This is a genomic window from Allobosea lathyri (assembly GCF_900108245.1).
Classification (GTDB): domain Bacteria; phylum Pseudomonadota; class Alphaproteobacteria; order Rhizobiales; family Beijerinckiaceae; genus Allobosea; species Allobosea lathyri.
On record NZ_FNUY01000002.1, the window covers coordinates 499964 to 515071 of the forward strand.

The 15108-nt window shown below is 65.8% G+C and carries 16 protein-coding genes; 5 read left to right on the forward strand and 11 right to left on the reverse strand.

Going from position 1 to position 15108, the window contains the following annotated elements; all coding sequences use genetic code 11:
• Positions 1 to 4 precede the first annotated feature (4 nt).
• From radA to C4S73_RS06710, 5 genes are all read left to right on the forward strand, one after another.
• On the forward strand, positions 5 to 1399 hold the full coding sequence (gene radA / locus C4S73_RS06690; RefSeq protein WP_103871677.1) for a DNA repair protein RadA: 1395 nt from the start codon (positions 5 to 7) through the stop codon (positions 1397 to 1399).
• Positions 1400 to 1505: 106 nt separating this feature from the next.
• Positions 1506 to 2189, forward strand: coding sequence for a CvpA family protein (locus C4S73_RS06695; RefSeq protein WP_103871678.1), 684 nt, complete (start codon positions 1506 to 1508; stop codon positions 2187 to 2189).
• Positions 2190 to 2233: 44 nt separating this feature from the next.
• Positions 2234 to 3706, forward strand: coding sequence for an amidophosphoribosyltransferase (gene purF, locus C4S73_RS06700; protein ID WP_103871873.1), 1473 nt, complete (start codon positions 2234 to 2236; stop codon positions 3704 to 3706).
• 18 nt (positions 3707 to 3724) lie between these two features.
• Positions 3725 to 4465 carry an SDR family NAD(P)-dependent oxidoreductase gene (locus tag C4S73_RS06705; RefSeq protein ID WP_200827942.1) on the forward strand — a complete coding sequence of 247 codons (741 nt, stop codon included), beginning with the start codon at positions 3725 to 3727 and terminating at the stop codon, positions 4463 to 4465.
• A 50-nt stretch (positions 4466 to 4515) separates the two neighbouring features.
• On the forward strand, positions 4516 to 5553 hold the full coding sequence (locus C4S73_RS06710) for an alpha/beta hydrolase family protein (RefSeq protein ID WP_103871680.1): 1038 nt from the start codon (positions 4516 to 4518) through the stop codon (positions 5551 to 5553).
• Positions 5554 to 5621: 68 nt separating this feature from the next.
• Here the strand turns inward: C4S73_RS06710 and der are convergent, their stop codons facing one another.
• From der to C4S73_RS06765, 11 genes are all read right to left on the reverse strand, one after another.
• Positions 5622 to 7043, reverse strand: coding sequence for a ribosome biogenesis GTPase Der (gene der / locus C4S73_RS06715; RefSeq protein WP_103871681.1), 1422 nt, complete (start codon positions 7041 to 7043; stop codon positions 5622 to 5624).
• 59 nt (positions 7044 to 7102) lie between these two features.
• The gene (locus C4S73_RS06720; protein ID WP_103871682.1) at positions 7103 to 7765 is read right to left on the reverse strand and encodes a tetratricopeptide repeat protein; all 663 of its coding nucleotides are present in this window, start codon (positions 7763 to 7765) and stop codon (positions 7103 to 7105) included.
• 354 nt (positions 7766 to 8119) lie between these two features.
• Complete coding sequence (queA, locus tag C4S73_RS06725; RefSeq protein WP_103871683.1) at positions 8120 to 9214, reverse strand: tRNA preQ1(34) S-adenosylmethionine ribosyltransferase-isomerase QueA; 1095 nt, start codon at positions 9212 to 9214, stop codon at positions 8120 to 8122.
• Positions 9215 to 9222: 8 nt separating this feature from the next.
• Positions 9223 to 9693, reverse strand: a complete 471-nt coding sequence (locus tag C4S73_RS06730; RefSeq protein WP_103871684.1) for a peptidylprolyl isomerase — start codon at positions 9691 to 9693, stop codon at positions 9223 to 9225.
• Positions 9693 to 10349: a hypothetical protein gene (locus C4S73_RS06735; protein ID WP_146071289.1), complete on the reverse strand. Its 657-nt coding sequence runs from the start codon at positions 10347 to 10349 to the stop codon at positions 9693 to 9695. Before C4S73_RS06735 ends, C4S73_RS06730 begins: the two co-directional genes overlap by 1 nt.
• 20 nt (positions 10350 to 10369) lie before the next feature.
• Positions 10370 to 10912: a peptidylprolyl isomerase gene (locus tag C4S73_RS06740; RefSeq protein WP_103871686.1), complete on the reverse strand. Its 543-nt coding sequence runs from the start codon at positions 10910 to 10912 to the stop codon at positions 10370 to 10372.
• A gap of 412 nt (positions 10913 to 11324) precedes the next feature.
• Entirely contained in the window at positions 11325 to 11555 is a 231-nt protein-coding gene (locus C4S73_RS06745; protein WP_103871687.1) for a DUF1467 family protein, read from the reverse strand.
• 94 nt (positions 11556 to 11649) lie between these two features.
• Positions 11650 to 12060, reverse strand: coding sequence for a RidA family protein (locus tag C4S73_RS06750; protein ID WP_103871688.1), 411 nt, complete (start codon positions 12058 to 12060; stop codon positions 11650 to 11652).
• Positions 12057 to 12461: a methylmalonyl-CoA epimerase gene (gene mce, locus C4S73_RS06755; RefSeq protein ID WP_103871689.1), complete on the reverse strand. Its 405-nt coding sequence runs from the start codon at positions 12459 to 12461 to the stop codon at positions 12057 to 12059. The genes C4S73_RS06750 and mce overlap by 4 nt, the downstream gene beginning before the upstream one ends.
• A 98-nt stretch (positions 12462 to 12559) precedes the next feature.
• Positions 12560 to 14230: a ribonuclease J gene (locus tag C4S73_RS06760; protein ID WP_103871690.1), complete on the reverse strand. Its 1671-nt coding sequence runs from the start codon at positions 14228 to 14230 to the stop codon at positions 12560 to 12562.
• 114 nt (positions 14231 to 14344) lie between these two features.
• Positions 14345 to 15103: a biotin--[acetyl-CoA-carboxylase] ligase gene (locus tag C4S73_RS06765; protein WP_160115682.1), complete on the reverse strand. Its 759-nt coding sequence runs from the start codon at positions 15101 to 15103 to the stop codon at positions 14345 to 14347.
• Positions 15104 to 15108: the final 5 nt, after the last annotated feature.

The window sequence follows — 15108 nt, forward strand, 5'->3', positions numbered from 1 at the left end:
GCGCGTGGCAAAGCGCGGTCCGACCTATATCTGCCAGGCCTGCGGCGCGGTTTATCATCGCTGGCAGGGCAAGTGCGATTCCTGCGGCACCTGGTCCTCTTTGTCCGAGGAGGCGCAGGCCGCCCCTGTCCCGGGCGCTCGCGGCTCCAGCGGCAAGGCGCGCGGCCGCGTCTTCGCCCTGGAAAGCCTCAAGGGCGACACGCAGGACGCGCCGCGCATCGTCTCGGGGATCAGCGAGCTCGACCGGGTCACCGGCGGCGGTTTCGTCCCGGGCTCGGTGCTGCTGATCGGCGGCGATCCGGGAATCGGCAAATCGACCCTGCTGATGCAGGCCTGCGCGGCGCTGGCGCTGAGCGGACGCCGTGTCGTCTACGTCTCCGGCGAGGAATCGACCGGGCAGGTCCGCTTGCGGGCCGAGCGCATGGGGCTGGCCGACGCGCCGGTCGATCTCGCGGCCGAGACAAATGTCGAGGACATCATCGCGACGCTGGGCCAGGGCAACCGCCCTGCCCTCGTGGTGATCGATTCGATCCAGACCATGTGGTCAGGCGAGGTCGAGAGTGCGCCGGGCACGGTGACGCAGGTGCGCGGCTCCGCGCAGGCGCTGATTCGCTACGCCAAGACCAGTGGCGCCTGCATGATTCTCGTCGGCCATGTCACCAAGGACGGGCAGATCGCCGGACCGCGCGTCGTCGAGCACATGGTCGATGCCGTGCTGTCCTTCGAGGGCGAAGGCGCCCATGCCTTCCGCATCCTGCGCGGCCAGAAGAACCGTTTCGGCGCCACCGACGAGATCGGCGTGTTCGAGATGACCGGCAAAGGCCTGTCGGAGGTCACGAACCCCTCGGCCCTGTTCCTGGCGGGGCGCGATCAGGCCGCGCCCGGCGCTGCCGTTTTCGCCGGAATCGAAGGCACGCGGCCAGTGCTGGTCGAAATCCAGGCGCTGGTCGCGCCGACATCGCTGGGCACACCGCGCCGCGCGGTGGTCGGCTGGGAGAACAGCCGGCTCGCCATGGTGCTGGCCGTGCTCGAAACGCATAGCGGCCTCAAACTGGGCCAGCACGACGTCTATCTCAACGTCGCCGGCGGCCTGCGGGTGAACGAGCCCGCGGCCGATCTGGCGGTGGCGGCAGCGTTGGTGTCCTCGCTCAGCGGCGCAATCCTGCCCCCTGAATCGGTTTATTTCGGCGAGATCGCGCTGTCTGGCGCCATTCGCCCGGTCTCAGTGGCCGCAGCCCGGCTGCGCGAGGCGTCCAAGCTCGGTTTCGAGGCCGCGCTCATGCCCTCGGGCGGCGCCGATCATGGCGACGGCGGCGGGCTCAGCCTGCGGCGCTTTGGCCATGTCACGGAACTCGTTGCAGATATCGCGGCCCGTGCACCTCGCAGAGATGTGAAATGACACCTACATAATGGTGACGCAGACAGCCGGAGCGCGTATAGCAAAGCCGATGCGGCCAGCCCATTTCTTGCAGGCCATCCCGAGACCATAGCGAAGCGGCCCATACATGCCTGTAACCATCCTCGATCTCGTCGTCATCGGCGTGGTTCTGATCTCGGCATTGCTGGCCGCCGTGCGCGGCCTGACACGCGAAGTCCTTGCGATTGCCTCCTGGGTCGCTGCAGCTGCAGTGGCCTGGGTCTTTCACCCGCAGCTTCTGCCTATTGCCAAGCAGTATATCCCCAACGACACGATCGCCCTGATCGCCTCGATTGCGGCTTTGTTCCTGCTGACCTTGATCGTCGTCTCGCTTGTGACGGCCCGGATTTCCGATTTCGTGCTGGATTCGCGCATCGGCGCGCTCGACCGCACGCTCGGCTTCGTCTTCGGCGCCGCCCGCGGCGTTCTGCTTGCCGTGATCGGATATCTCTTCTTCGCCGCCTTGATGGGCGACAAGAACATGCCGGTCTGGGCCAAGGACGCGAAGGCCAAGCCGATGCTGGAGGAGACCGGCCGTTCCTTGATCGCGATGCTGCCGCAGGACGTCAACGCCGACTTCATCAAGAAGCTGCTGAAGCCCAAAACCGGCGACGAGCCGACCGAGGCCCCCGCCGATGAGCCGCGGACGCCTGCCAGCCCTACGGCCGATCCGCAGCGCCGCACCGAAGTTCCCAACGCTACCGACCGCCAGGCGCTGCAGCGCGCCATAGACGGTACCCGCCCGACGACGCCTGCCCCAACCCGTCCGTAATTCGAGCGTAAAGACAGCCCCTGTCCTCGCGCGTGGAGCCCGACATGATCTCGCAGACCGAGACTGACGCCGCTTTCGACCCCAATGCCGACCGGCTGCGGGAGGAATGCGGTGTCTTCGGCATCTACGGCCACGCCGACGCGGCAGCCCTGACGGCGCTGGGCCTGCACGCTCTGCAGCATCGCGGTCAGGAGGCGGCCGGCATCGTCTCCTTCGACGGCAGCCGCTTCCATTCGGAGCGCCGGCTCGGCCTCGTCGGCGACGCTTTCTCGGAAGCTTCGGTGATCGAGAAGCTGAAAGGTCCGCAGGCGATCGGCCATGTCCGTTATTCGACGACGGGCGAGACGATCCTGCGCAACGTCCAGCCGCTATTTGCCGAACTGCATGGCGGCGGCTTCGCGGTCGCCCATAACGGCAACCTGACCAATGGCCTGACGCTGCGTCGCAACCTCGTTCGCGACGGCGCGATCTACCAGTCGACCTCCGACACCGAGGTCCTGCTGCATCTCGTCGCGCGCAGCCGCAAGACGCGCTTCATCGAACGCTTCGTCGATGCGATCCGCCAGATCGAGGGTGCCTACGCCTTCGTCGGCATCACCAACAAGAAGCTGATCGGCGCGCGCGATCCGCTCGGCATCCGCCCGCTGGTGCTCGGCGAACTCGACGGCTGCCCCATCCTGACCTCGGAGACCTGCGCGCTCGACATCATCGGCGCGAAGTTCATCCGCGAGGTCGAGAACGGCGAAATCGTCGTCATCTCGGAAAGCGGCATCGAGAGCCACAAGCCCTTCCCGCCGGTCGCCGAACGGCCCTGCATCTTCGAATACATCTATTTCGCCCGCCCCGATTCCATCGTGAAGGGCCAGAGCATCTATGAGCGTCGCAAGCGCATGGGCGCCCAGCTGTCGCTCGAAGCGCCCGCCAATGCCGACGTCATCGTGCCCGTGCCCGATTCCGGCGTGCCGGCAGCGCTGGGCTTCTCCCAGGCGAGCGGCATTCCCTTCGAGCTCGGCATCATCCGCAACCACTATGTCGGCCGCACCTTCATCGAGCCGACGCAGAAGGTCCGCGAGCTCGGCGTGCGCCTGAAGCATTCGGCCAATCGCAGCGTCGTCGAGGGCAAGAGCATCGTCCTCGTCGACGATTCGATCGTGCGCGGCACGACCTCCTTCAAGATCGTGAAGATGATGCGCGAGGCCGGGGCGAAAGAGGTGCATTTCCGCATCTCCTCGCCGCCGATCACCCATCCCGACTATTACGGGATCGACACGCCCGACCGTGAGAAGCTGCTGGCGGCGACGCATACGCTCGAGGAAATGCGCCAGTTCGTCGGCGCCGATTCGCTGGCGTTCCTGTCGGTGGACGGGCTCTACCGCGCCATGGGCCATGAACGGCGCGATCCGGTCCGGCCGCAATTCACCGACCATTGCTTCACCGGCGATTACCCGACCTCGCTGACGGACGTGGTCGGAGAAAGCGCCAAGCAGCAGATTTCGCTGCTCGCAGAAGCCGGCTGACAGCTTTCCAGGACCATCATGACCAAGCCTCTCCAAGGGCGCGTCGCGCTCGTCACCGGCGCGTCGCGCGGCATTGGCCGGGCTGCGGCGCTCGCCTTCGCTGAAGCCGGCGCCCATGTCGTCGCGCTGGCCCGCACCACCGGCGCGCTCGAGGAACTCGACGACGAGATCAATGCCGTCGGCGGGAGCGCCACCCTGGTGCCGCTCGATCTTGCCGATGCCCCCGCCATCGAGCGGCTCGGGCCGGCCCTGCTCCAGCGCTGGGGTAAGCTCGATATCCTGCTGGCGAATGCCGGCATTCTCGGGCCGCTCTCGCCCCTGACCCACGCCTCCGCGAAGGAGTGGGCGAATGTGTTCGACACCAATGTCACCGCCAATTGGCGGCTGCTGAAATCGGTCGAGCCCGCACTGCAGGCCTCCGCTTCCGGGCGCGTGATCCTGATGTCGTCGGGTGCCGCGCATAAATGCCTGGCCTATTGGGGGCCGTATTCGATCTCCAAGGCCGCCGTCGAGGCGATGGCGCGCACCTATGCCGCCGAGACCGCCACGACGCCGCTGAAGGTCATGCTGGTCAATCCGGGCCCGCTGCGCACGCGCATGCGCGCCGAGGCAATGCCGGGCGAGGACCCGCTGACGCTGAAGACACCGGAAGATCTCGCGCCGCATCTGGTCGAGATCGCCTCGCCTGCATGGGAGCAAACCGGCAAGATCTTCGATTTCCCGCAGGGCAAGGTGTTGACGCCGCAGATGCCGGCGTAACGCCCGCGTCATCCTCGGCGCTTAGCTTTGGCTCGTAATCGGAGGTTACGATGTCAAGGCTCGTCGTTGCTCTCGTTCCGCTGCTGGTCGTCGTTTTCGCAACTCTCGCGCAGGCCGCTACGATTGGCTTCCGCGAGACGGAATTGACCGATATTGCCGGGCCTCGAAGCCTGCAGGTCAGCCTGTGGTATCCAACCGATGACACTGGTCCCGCGGTGCCGATTGGCGAGAATCGCGTTTTCTACGGCGTCCCGGCCGTCAGGAACGCCAAGCCGGCCAATGATGCACGCCCGCTCGTCGCTCTCTCCCACGGAAATGGCGGCAGCTGGCGAAATCTGGCCTGGCTCGCCGGCGTCCTCGCCGAAAAGGGCTACATTGTCGTTGCGCCCAACCATCCCGGCACCACGACACTCAACAAGGACGCCGCCGAGGCGGCAAAGCTCTGGGAACGCCCGCGCGACCTCAGCCGCGTCATCGATGTCGTGACCAAGGATGAGAACTTGGCAGGCAAGGTCGATCCGACCCGCATTGCCGCAATCGGACACTCGCTGGGCGGCTGGACGGCAACGGCTCTCGCGGGCGGGCGCTTCAACACTCCACGCTTCGCTCGAGAGTGCCGAGCGCATCCCAACCCACGCATCTGCCGCCTCTCCTCCACACGAGCCGATGAGCCTTCCCCCAGCTCAAAGCTGAACGACGATTTGCGCGACACGAGAGTCGGCGCAATCGTCTCGCTGGATCTCGGGCTGGCGCGCGGTTTCACGCCGGAAAGCCTTGCAGCCTTTCCCGTGCCGGCCCTCATCATCGGCGCGGGAACCGATATCGGCGACCTGCCGGCGAAACTCGAATCCGGCTTCCTGGCGGAGCACATGCCGGCCTCGACAACACGCTATGTCGAAATTCCCGACGCCATGCATTTCAGCTTCATGCAGCTCTGCAAGCCGGGAGCCGCCGCCCTGATCGAGGCGGACAGTCCCGGCGACGGCATCGTTTGCCGGGATGGCGGCACGCGCGGCCGGGCGGCGATCCACCAAGAGGTGGCGGATCTGATCGTCGCATTTCTGGAGAAATCCATTCCTCCAAAATAAGCTGGGCCTTTTTGCCGCTCAGGAGATTCTCGGGCTGCGTTGCGCCGCGCCCGAGAATGATGCGTCCGTCACCCAGCCCGCTTGTTCTTGTCGTAGGGATTCTCGCCGCCGCGCGTGTGCAGCCGGATCGGCGTGCCCGGCAGGTCGAAGGCCTCGCGCAGATTATTGACGAGATAGCGGGTGTAGGACACCGGCAGATGGTCGAGCTGGTTGCCGAACAGCGCGAAGGTCGGCGGGCGCGCCTTGGCCTGCGTCATGTAGCGGATCTTGATGCGACGGCCGGCCACGGCTGGCGGCGGATGGGCGGACAGCACCCCGTCCAGCCAGCGGTTGATCCGGGCGGTCGAGATGCGCCGGTTCCAGACGTCGTAGCTTGCGAATACGGCCTGCATCAGCCGGTCGATGCCCTCGCCGGCGAGCCCTGAGAGCGGAACGATCGGCACGCCCCGGACCTGCGCCAGCAGATGGGTGGCCTTCTCCTTCAGCTCGGCCAGAAGGCCGTTCTTGTCGGCAACGAGATCCCATTTGTTCAGGCCGATGACGACGGTACGGCCTTCGCGCTCGGTGAAATCCACCAGCGTCAGATCCTGCTTCTCGAACGGGATGGTGGCATCCAGCAAGACGACGACGACCTCGGCGAAGCGGATCGCGCGCAGCGCGTCCTGCACCGACATCTTCTCGAGCTTCTCCTCGATGCGGGCGCGCTTGCGCATGCCGGCGGTGTCGAAGAGCTTCACTGGGCGGCCGCGCCACTCATAGTCGACGGAGATGGTGTCGCGCGTGATGCCCGCTTCGGGACCGACGAGCAGGCGGTCCTCGCCGATCATGCGGTTGACCAGCGTCGACTTGCCGGCATTGGGACGGCCGATAATGGTGACGCGCAGCGGCTTGTTCGGGTCGCTATACTCTTCGTCTTCGTCGCTGACGGCGGCCGGCGCCTCGACCCAGCGCTTGTCGCCATAGCTCTCGTCGAAGGCCTCTTCCTCTTCCGGCTCCACATCCACGAAGGGCGCGAGCGCCTCCAGGAGGTCCGAGGTGCCCTCGCCATGCTCGGCGGAAAACGGCACCGGATCGCCTAGCCCAAGCGCGTAGGATTCGAAGATGCCGTCGAGGCCCTTCCTGCCTTCCGCCTTGTTGGCGAGCAGGATGACGGGCTTGCCGGATTTACGCACCAGATCGGCAAAGGGCTGGTCCATCGGCGTGATGCCCAGCCGCGCATCGATCATGAACAGGATGACATCGGCCTGCTCGATCGCGGTCTCGGTCTGCGCGCGCATGCGCCCGGCAAGCGATTCCTTGTCGGCCTCTTCGAGCCCGGCGGTATCGATGATGGTGAAGCGCAGATGGCCGAGCGCGGCCTCGCCCTCACGCCGATCGCGGGTGACGCCCGGCCGGTCGTCGACCAGCGCGAGCTTCTTGCCGACGAGCCGGTTGAACAGCGTCGATTTCCCGACATTGGGCCGGCCGATGATGGCGACGGTGGCAGTCATTGCGTGTGATAGAATCCTGTTCGGCGGTCACGAGCGCGCCGATCTGGACGCGCTCCCACTCAGTTCTTGGTCTCGACCGGCCCGCCGCGCACCAGCGCGAGGTAGAGGTCGGTCCGCTGGCGCAGCACCTGCGGCGATTGCGGATCGGTGATGATGGCATCGAACCAGCGCCCGGCATCCTCGAAGAGATTGGCCTTCAGCGCAGCGATCCCCAGAAATTCCCGGGCGGAATGGCGCCAGACGCCCTGCGCCGTCGCCAATGGCTCCAGCGGCGTCCTGATCTCGGCATAAGGCACGAGGTCGACGCGCAGCATGCCGGCACGCAGCCGGGCAAGATCGCGATAGAGCTGCTCGAGCGAGCCGTCATTGGCGAGCGCGTCAAAAGCGGTGGCACCAGCCGCCGCGTCGCGCTTGCCGACTTCGGCGGCCAGGCGGAAACGCGCGATCTGGCGATAACCCGCCGGCGCACTGGCCGCGAGCTCGCCCAAAATCGACTCGGCCTCGGTACCATTGCCGTCGCGCGAGGATTTCAGCGCGGCCTCGAACCGTGCTCCGACGATCTGCGAGGCCTGCTGCTCGCGATGCAGCCAGAACTGCCAGCCGGCAACCGCCAGCACCGCCAGAACGGCGAGCCCGGTGATGACCACGCCATATTTGCTCCAGAGCGCCGCCGCCTTGTCGCGGCGAACCTCTTCATCGATCTCACGAAAAATATCGGCCATGGCCCGTCAAATTCCTTGCTGTGTGCCGGGTAGCATTTTCATGACACGATTGCGAGCCGGATCGACCAAGAACAGGTGCGTTGGCAAGAACCTCGGCGAAAAGCTGCCGAGGAAGCTGAAAACCACCGGCTGCCCGTTCCGATGGACGGCGAGACCGCCCGACCTGGAGCATGGTGCAGTTTCGTGGAAACGCGGGTCATCCCGGCCGGAGCCCTCGGGTCCGACCTACGGTCGGCCCAAGGATAAACTCCGCGGAGACCCGGAATCCATACCCGAATGTTGATCGCAAGCGCTCCGGCATGGATCCCGGGTCAAGCCCGGGATGACCCAGTGTTTCCCAGTGAAATCAGCCCCCTAGCCTCCCGGAGCGCCCCTGAACAATAGGCTTCCGTCGCCATAGGAATAGAAGCGATATTTCTCTGCGATCGCATGGGCATAGGCCCGTTTCATGATGTCCGCTCCGCAAAAGGCGGAGACCAGCATGAACAATGTCGAGCGCGGCAGGTGAAAGTTCGTCATCAGCACGTCGACCGCGCGGAAGCGATAGCCCGGCGTTATGAAGATCGCCGTGTCGCCGGAGAAGGGCGCGATGACGCCGTCTTCACCCGTCGCGCTTTCGAGCAGCCGCAGCGAGGTCGTGCCGACAGCTATGACCCGCCCGCCCTTCGCCTTGACGGCATTGAGGGCAGCGGCGGTCTCGGGCGAAACGCTGCCCCATTCGGCGTGCATGCGGTGGTCGCGCGTATCCTGCGCCTTGACCGGCAGGAAGGTGCCCGCGCCGACATGCAGCGTGACGAAATGGCGGGAGACGCCATGCGCCTCCAGCGCCGCGAAAAGCTCAGGCGTGAAATGCAGCCCTGCCGTCGGTGCAGCGACCGCGCCGTCCTCGCGGGCATGGACCGTCTGATAGTCGATCTCGTCGGCCTGGTCGGTCGGGCGCTTGCCGGCGATATATGGCGGCAGCGGCAGTTCGCCGAAACGGGCGATGGCCTCGTCCAGGAAGGCTCCCGAGAAAGCGAAGCGCAACTCGACTTCGCCGCCCTCGCTTCTGTCGACGACCTCGGCCTGCAACCGCCCGAGCTCGCAGGCGATCCCCTCGCTATCGTCGCCGAAGGTGATGGTATCGCCCAGCGCCAGCTTCTTGGCGGGCCTCGCAAAGGCGCGCCAGAGATCGGCTCCCTCGCGCTTATGCAGCATGATCTCGATGCGCGCCGATGTCTCGCCGCGATAGCGCCGGCCATAGAGTCGCGACGGGATCACTCTGGTGTCGTTGAGGACGAGCGCATCGCCCGGCCTCAACAACGAGACGAGGTCGCGGATACCGCGATCCTCGAAAGGCTCGACTGCGTCGGGCCTGACGACAAGCATCCGCGCCGCGTCGCGTGGGCTGACAGGCCTCAGCGCGATACGGTCTTCCGGAAGCTCGAAGTCGAAAAGCCCGACATCCACAGTCGTGATCAGGCCACGTCGGCCAGAACCTTCATGGACACGATCGAATCGGGATCGCGCACAGGCTCGCCGCGCTTGATCTTGTCGACATTCTCCATGCCTTCAACGACTTCGCCCCAAGCGGTGTACTGCTTGTCGAGGAAGCGGGCGTCGTCGAACACGATGAAGAACTGGCTGTTGGCCGAGTTCGGGTTCTGCGAGCGGGCCATCGAGCAGATGCCGCGCACATGCGGCTCGGCATTGAACTCGGCCTTCAGGTCGGGAAGGTCCGAACCGCCGGTGCCGGTGCCGTGCGGGCAGCCGACCTGGGCCATGAAGCCGTCGATGACTCGGTGGAAAACAATGCCGTCATAAAAACCCTGGCGCGACAGCGTCTTCAGGCGCTCGACATGGCCCGGGGCCAGATCGGGACGCAGCTTGATGACGACGCGGCCCTTCGTGGTTTCCATGACCAGGGTGTTCTCGGGATCGTGGGACATCAGATCGGCCTTTCGTTTGACGGCGCGCGGCCGTGGAAGCGGATGGTGAAGGGTCGCCCCGCGATACTCGCTCCGAAGCTCGACGACAACCTCAGCGGCGTGCATGAGCGAATGGCGGTTACGACCGATTGCGTGAAGCGTTCCCGAAGATCGGGATCGTTGCGCCGCGCCTCCCAGGTGACGCGCGGCTGTCCGAAGAGCGTGCCGTCCCGGCGCAGGCTGAACCGCACCGAGGCCATAGCGCCATCGTTCGGCCCATCGATGACCGGCGGATCCCAGCAGCGCCGCAGCGCCGGCGCGATGTCGGAGAGGCGGCTGACCTCATTGCCCTCAAAATTGCGGGTGGCCGGCGAAAGCGAGCCGGAGATGCTGGAATCACCACCGGGAGGCTGACGCGGCACGACCGGACGGACGCCGCCACTACCGAAACGGCCGCCGACTCCGGGCATATAGCGTTGCCCGGACTCCGGCGGGAGCACCGGGTTCTGCGAACCCGATGGCGGCGGCAGCACCGGGTTCTGGAAACCGGAGGCCGGAGGCAGGCCGAGATCGCGCGTGTCCTGAGCTTCAGCCTGGCCGAGACCGGCCAAGCCAAAAACCGCTACGCCAAGACCGCCCAAGCTGAAAGCGATCAGGAGAGATGCGGACATGCGCATGACGGGCCCGCTCCCCCTGCTTACTTGGCGTCGGCCTGCAGGCGCATGCGGACGATCTTGTCGGGGCCGCTGACCTGGCCGCTACCTTGCGCGCCCTTCTTGATCTTGCGCACCGCATCCATGCCGGAGACGACCTCGCCGAAGAGCGTGTACTGGCCGGTCAGCGACCCGCAACCCTCAAAGCAGATGAAGAACTGCGAATTGGCGGAGTCGGGCGACTGGGAGCGCGCCATGCCGACGGAGCCCACCTTGTAAGGGGTCGGCGTGAATTCGGCCGGCAGGTTCGGCATGTCGGACTTGCCCGTGCCCGTCCCGGTCGGATCGCCCGTCTGCGCCATGAAGCCGTCGATGACGCGATGGAAGACGATGCCGTCGTAGAAGCCCTTCTTGGTCAGCGCCTTGATCTGCGCGACATGCTTGGGAGCAAGGTCAGGCCGCAGGCGGATCGTCACCGGGCCGTCCTTGGTCTCCAGTACCAGCGTATTATTGGGATCGGGCGCCTGCGCCTGGGCGAAACCGAGCGACGCCAGGACAGCGAGGGTAGCGAGCGAGCTGCGCAGCATAGAAATCTCCGTGGCCACCGGCGAACCCGGCGCATTGTACCGGGCGGGGTCGTAGCGGCGTACTTTGGCTGGAACAAGGCGCAGTTGTGATGCGAATCGCGCTTTGCTGCACTGCACAAGTGCAAATGAGAATAATCTTGCAAAAAGATCAGGCCCGCCCTGCCTAAACTGGTGACAGAGCCGTCACAATCCGCTAATCATTTTTCCGCTGGGCGCGCTTTTCTGGACAAAGCGCCGCGGACCAGGTCTCGGGAGGAACAAACGCCCGCCTAGTACACGAGTCGCACGCGAATAGACGCGCGCCGGTACTGCGGTAAAAATAGACTCCCAAGGCAAGGCATCGGCCTTGCCTTTTTCTTTTGTGGCGACCGTGGCCGGCTAAAGATCGCGACAGATCAGAGACCGCGAGACGTTAGAGATCGAACGTCGCCCAAGCGTACCAGACCAGTCCGAATACGAAGGCCGCGATGACCGAGGTTATCAGCGCCTTCTTGAGCAATCCCGGCAAAACTGGCGCGCCCGGCTCCGTGCCCTCGGTGACATTGCCGGTTTCCGCCTGACTGTGCACGCCGAACGGCAGGACGGCGAAGAGCACCGTCCACCAGATCACGAAGTAAAGCGCCAGCCCTCCAACAATCGTCACAGTGCTGTCCTTTCCGCGGCGGCAGAATTGCCGCCGGATCTTGTGTTGGCGGCGACATCTTGCGCAGCATCTTCGGCGCTCTTCCCAGGCGCCGTCATGGCTGCCCCACGCCGGCCAGGGCAATGCAGGAGAAGGCGACCCTCGCTTCCGTCGGAACACCGAAGCGCGCGGTATGTCTGGCAGGCAGGCCGCCGGGGAAATGCTTCACATATTCGGCGTTGCAGGCGGCATAATCTTCTGGGTTCGTGATCAGCATCGTGACCTGCACGACGCGCTCCAGCGCACTGCCCGCATCCGCGAGAATGCTTGAGACCTTCGCCAGAGCGTTGCGGACTTCATCGGCCGGCGTCTGCCCACGAAAAACGCCCTTGGCGGGATCGTGCGGGGCCGATTGCCCGGAGATGAAGACCAGCCCTGCCGCGACCGTCGCGGCGCTGAAAGGGCGCGGCGAGCCGGCCTCGGGTTCACCAATAAACGCGATCGCCGGCGCTTCCACCGGGATCACGCCTGTTCCAGTTCAACGAGCGTGCCGTTGAAATCCTTGGGGTGCAGGAACAGTACCGGCTTGCCATGCGCACCGATGCGCGGCTCGCCGGAGCCAAGCACCCGGGCGCCCTGCGCCTTCAGCCGATCGCGGGCGGCCAGGATGTCCTCGACCTCGTAGCAGATGTGGTGCACGCCGCCATCGGGATTGCGTTCAAGGAATTTCGCAATCGGAGAGTCGGCGCCGAGCGGCTCCAGCAGTTCGATCTTGCTGTTGGGCAGTTCGACGAAGACGACGGTCACGCCATGGTCCGGCTGCGGCAATTGCTGCGACACATGCGCGCCGAGCGTGTCGCGATAAAGCGCCGTCGCAGCCGCTAGATCCTTCACCGCGATGGCGACGTGGTTGAGGCGTCCGATCATTCAGGGCTCCGGGGCGAAGGGGAATGGCTAACGGCGCTGCGAGGGCAGCAGCCGTTCTTACCACTCGCCCTTCGCTATCCGCTACTCGCCCGCGACCGTTAAACCTCGATCACCAGCGCGTGCACCAGCGGCTTCTTGCCCCACTCCTCATTGACGGCGCTGCGCAGGCCGCGCTCGAGCGCATTGCGAAGCGCCTCCGGGTCGCGACGCCGTGCCTTGGGAATGCCGTCGATCAGTTCGGAAACGGCATCGGCGACATACTCGTCGAAATCCGTGCCGTCGCGCGTCCGGGGCGGCAGGCCGAGAACCGCGATTTCCGGATCGCCCGCGAGCCCGCCCTTGCTGTCGATCGCGACTGCGACCGAGATCATGCCGGCGAAGGAGAGCTTGCGACGCTCGGAGATCGTCTTCTCCAGCGCGTTCACCAGCAGCATGCCATCCTGATAGAGGCGGCCATGCGGGACTTCGTCGATCTTGCCGGCGCCATCGGCGGTGATCCCGATGACGTCGCCATTGCCGGCTCGCACGACGATCTTGACGCCAAGCCCGCGCGCGAAGGTCGCATGCTCGGACAGGTGCAGGTCCTCGCCATGGGCGGGGATGACGATCTTCGGCTTGAGCCAGCCATAGAGCCTGGCCATCTCCTCGCGACGCGGATGGCCGGAGACATGCACGAGATGGGTGCGGTCGGTGATGATCTCGATATTGTCGCGGGCCAGCGCGTTCAGGATGTTGCCGACCGACTTCTCATTGCCGGGGATGGTGCGGGACGAGAAGATGACCCGGTCGCCGGGCGACAGCGTGATCTCGGGATGGTCGTCAGACGCGATGCGGGAGAGCGCGGCGCGTGGCTCGCCTTGGCTGCCGGTCAGGAGCGCCACGACCTTGTCGCGCGGCAGGTAGCCATAGGTATCGGCGGAGCGGAAGGCCGGGATTCCGTCGAGATAGCCGCATTCGCGGGCGACGTCGATGACGCGGTCCATGGCGCGGCCGACGACGACGACCTCGCGCTGGTCGGCCATTGCAGCCTCTGCGACAGCGCGCAGGCGCGCGACGTTCGAGGCGAAGGTGGTAACGGCGACGCGGCCCGGGGCGGAGTGGACCAGTTCCTTGATCTTGGCAGCGACGTCGGCCTCGCTCGGGCTGGTGCCGTCGCGCATGACATTGGTCGAATCGCAGATCAGAGCCAGTACGCCTTCATCGCCGAGTTCGCGCAGGCGCTTCTCATCGGTGGGGAGGCCAACCTGGGGCGTCGGGTCGATCTTCCAGTCGCCGGTATGGACGACGAGACCGACGGGCGTGCGGATCGCCAGCGCATTCGATTCCGGGATCGAGTGGGCGACGGGAACGAATTCGATATCGAAGGGGCCAAGGGTGATCCGGCCGCCCTGGGCCACGACATGCATCGGCACCTTCGGCGCGCCCGGCTCCGAGAGCCGGCGCGTCGCCAGCAGGCCTGCGGCGAATTTCGTGCAGTAGACCGGGGCGCGCAGCTGGGGCCACAACGCGGCGAGCGCGCCGATATGGTCCTCATGGGCATGGGTGATCACGATGCCAAGCAGATTGGCGCGCTCTTCGATGATGTAGCGCAGGTCGGGCAGGATGATGTCGACACCCGGCGCATCGGGACCGGCAAAGGACAGTCCGCAATCGACCAGAATCCATTTCCGCCGGCCTTCCGGGCCGAACCCGTAAAGCGCGGCGTTCATGCCGATCTCGCCGAGGCCGCCAAGAGGTACGAAGACGAGCTGGTCACTGGAACGGGTCACAGGCAATCCTGACTTGAGCAACAGGCGACGCAGGGGCGCCGCAAAACGTGACGAGAGCCGTAGCACGCTGGCAAGGCGGTCTCCAGACCACGCGGACGCGATCGAACAGTCGCGTCAGCGCGGCCCGCCGAAATAGAGATCGCCGGCGTCGATCAGTCGTCGCCCCGCCTCGGTCTCGAGTTCGAGCCGGCCGCCCGGATCGAGGCCGGTGAAGCGGCCGCTGACAGGGCCTTCGCTCAGCCTGATCGTGATGGTGTCGCCGAGAAAGGCAGCGCGTTCGAGCCAGGCAGCACGCGTCGGCCCAAAGCCGCCCGGCTGCGACCAGGCGGCGAAGCGCGCGACCCAGGCCGTGCTGAGCGCAGCCAGCATCGTCTCGACGCTCGCCCTGGGCTGCTGCTGCTTCAGAAAGGTCGCCGGATAAGGCGTGTCATCCGGGCAGGAGGCGATGTTGACGCCGAAGCCGATGATCACGCTAAGCCGCCCTGCCCGGCTTTCACCCTCCAGCAGCAGGCCGGCGGTCTTGGCTTTCTCGAACAGCAGATCGTTGGGCCATTTCAGGGCGAGCGATGGCGAGGATATCCCGACGACGCTGGCAGCCGCATCATGCAAGGCGAGACCAGCGACGAAACCCAGCTGCGGTGCGAGCGCGGGTTCGCAGGGCGCGACCAGCAGGAGGCTGGCGTAGAGATTGCCGGGAGGCGACCCCCATTGCCGGCCGTGGCGACCGCGCCCGGCATTCTGGCTGCGCGCCACGATCCAGAGATCGCCCGGCTCGCCCTGATCGAGCGCGCGGCGCGCCTCCTCCATGGTGGAGCCGACCTCGTCGCGGACGATCAGCCGATATCCGGCCGCGCGGGCCGCTTCACCGAGCATGTGAC